The following is a 2,121-nucleotide window of genomic DNA, read 5'->3' as shown; positions in this document are numbered from 1 at the left end:
CATGGCGCCCGGGTACCCGGGGCGACGGACGCGTAACGGCACTCCGCCGGGGTGCCCGGCCCCGGTCCCTGCGCGAGGTCGAGGAGCGGCGGCGGATCGCGGCCCGTGCCGGATTCCCCGGGGCGGTGGCGACAAGGCAGGCAATCATGAAATCGTTGCAGGCCCGAGGGAGCGCGCGAGGGGCGCAACGGCCGGTCAGCTCACGGCTGTTGCACGCTGTCGCCCACTGCCGCCCGCTCGGTCAAGGTCGCCGCAGGTCAGAAAGGTGAGAGCTGTCCAGTCATGGAGATCCTGGGAACCACACTGCGCATCTGCGTCGAGGACCTGGAGTCCTCGGTCGCCTTCTATGAGCGGCTCGCGGGCGGCAAGGCGATGCGCTTCGAGCGCGGCGGGGTGTCCGTCGCCGCGGTCGGCTGCTTCCTGCTGATGAGCGGTCCGGCGAAGGAGCTCGAGGTGCTCCGCAAGGTCTCGGCGACCATCGCGGTGGCGGACGTGGACGAGGCGAACGAGGTCCTGACGGCTTCCGGGGGCCGGGTCATCGCGGGCCCGCTGCCGACGCCCGCGGGCCGCAGCCTCATGGCGCTGCACCCGGACGGCTCCGTCTTCGAGTACGTGGACCGCCGCGCCGCGACCTGACCCGCACCCTCCCCCGTATCCTCCACGGCGGGGCACCGGGCCCCGCCCGGAACGGAGGACGGTGCAGGTGGCAGGCAACACGGCGGGCGGCGCGGAGCGCACGTCGCTGAGCGCCCAGGCCCGCGAGGCCGTCCGGCGGCGCATCGTCGACCGCCGCTACGCGCTCGGCGCGCGCCTCGTGGAGCGCGAGGTCGCCGAGGAGCTGCGGATGTCCCGCGTCCCCGTCCGCGAGGCGCTGCGCTCCCTGGTCGCCGAGGGGCTGCTCGAACTGCTCCCGCACAGCGGCGTGCGGGTGCGCCGCCTGGACCGTGACGACGTGCGTCATCTGTACGAGGTGTGGGAGCCGCTGGCCGTCCAGGCGTCGCGGCTCTCCGCGCGCCGGGTGGCGCACTGCGCGCCGGACGAGCCCCCGGGCCTCGCCGCGCTCCGGGCCGCCCTCGGCCACGCCGAGCAGGCCTCGGACGCGGACGACGGGCCGCGCGAGGTCGCCGCGCACACCGCCTTCCACGAGGGCATCGTCGCGCTCTCCGGCAATCCGCTGCTCGCCCGCACGATGGACCAGCTGAGCTGGCAGCTCCAGCTCCTGTTCGGCATCCGCGCGGAGCCCGCCCACATGCGGTCCCAGCACCGGCTCATCTACGACCGCATCGCGACGGGCGACGAGGAGACGGCGGCGGCCGTCACCCTGCTGCACGTCCGGGACAGCCAGGCGGTGGCCCTGCGCTCGCTCTTCGAGGAGGGCCGTGAGGTGACCGGGGAGCGCTGACGGAGGCCGTCCCCGGGCGGCCGGGGCGGCTCAGTGCCGGATCAGGCCGCCCACCGGCACGGGAGCGACATGCCCGGTCGGCGGATCGGTCAGCGCCAGGGCGAGGCCCACGTCGACCAGTGACGACCGGCACAGGCCGGCCACCTCGGGGACGGGGGTCCAGACCGACGCGGCGGTCTCGCCGTTCGGCTCGGGGCGCAGGCGTCCGCCGGTGATCCGGGCCCGGTAGAAGACGCCGACGCTGTGCAGCTCCGGCAGGCCCGGCCTGCGGTCGGCCGCCGGGACCACCCGGGAGTCCACGCCGAGCAGCCGCTCGACCACCGCGTCGCACCCGGTCTCCTCGGCGATCTCCCTGACCACCGCGTCGAGCGGGTCCTCCGCATGCTCGACCCGGCCGCCCGGGAGCGTCCAGGTGCGGTCGCCGTCCGGCGCCACGTGGTGGGCGAGCAGCACCCGCCCGTTCTCGACGCACACGGCGTACGCGGCCAGCCGGAGATCCATCCGCGCACCTTACGACAGGACGCCGGCGCGCCGACGACGACCGAGGCGATGTATACCAGGCTTCCGACGACTCCCGCTCTTTTCCGTGCATAGCAGGCAATGGCCTCGCCCGCCGTCGGCCCACTCTTGCAGGCCCCCTCCACTTGGTATACAAACTGGCGGACGCGTCCCCTCCGGTCCCCGACCGCCACGCCCTTCCCCTGGAGCCTCCCCATGTG

General features: G+C 74.6%; 3 protein-coding genes. 2 read left to right on the top strand and 1 reads right to left on the bottom strand.

Annotated features, from left to right (window positions below; all coding sequences use genetic code 11):
* The first annotated feature begins 282 nt into the window (after positions 1-282).
* Positions 283-636 carry a VOC family protein gene (locus AOK22_RS38215; RefSeq protein ID WP_055703236.1) on the top strand — a complete coding sequence of 118 codons (354 nt, stop codon included), beginning with the start codon at positions 283-285 and terminating at the stop codon, positions 634-636.
* Positions 637-703: 67 nt separating this feature from the next.
* Positions 704-1,402 carry a GntR family transcriptional regulator gene (locus AOK22_RS38210; protein WP_237773633.1) on the top strand — a complete coding sequence of 233 codons (699 nt, stop codon included), beginning with the start codon at positions 704-706 and terminating at the stop codon, positions 1,400-1,402.
* A 30-nt stretch (positions 1,403-1,432) separates the two neighbouring features.
* Here AOK22_RS38210 and AOK22_RS38205 read toward each other — a convergent pair whose 3' ends face one another.
* Positions 1,433-1,903 carry an NUDIX hydrolase gene (locus AOK22_RS38205; protein WP_055703234.1) on the bottom strand — a complete coding sequence of 157 codons (471 nt, stop codon included), beginning with the start codon at positions 1,901-1,903 and terminating at the stop codon, positions 1,433-1,435.
* Positions 1,904-2,121 lie beyond the last annotated feature (218 nt).

Source organism: Streptomyces silaceus, assembly GCF_001419745.1.
Taxonomy (GTDB): Bacteria; Actinomycetota; Actinomycetes; order Streptomycetales; family Streptomycetaceae; genus Streptomyces; species Streptomyces silaceus.
The sequence above is the reverse complement of the archived record's forward strand: the minus strand, read 5'-3'. Positions and strand labels throughout refer to the sequence as shown.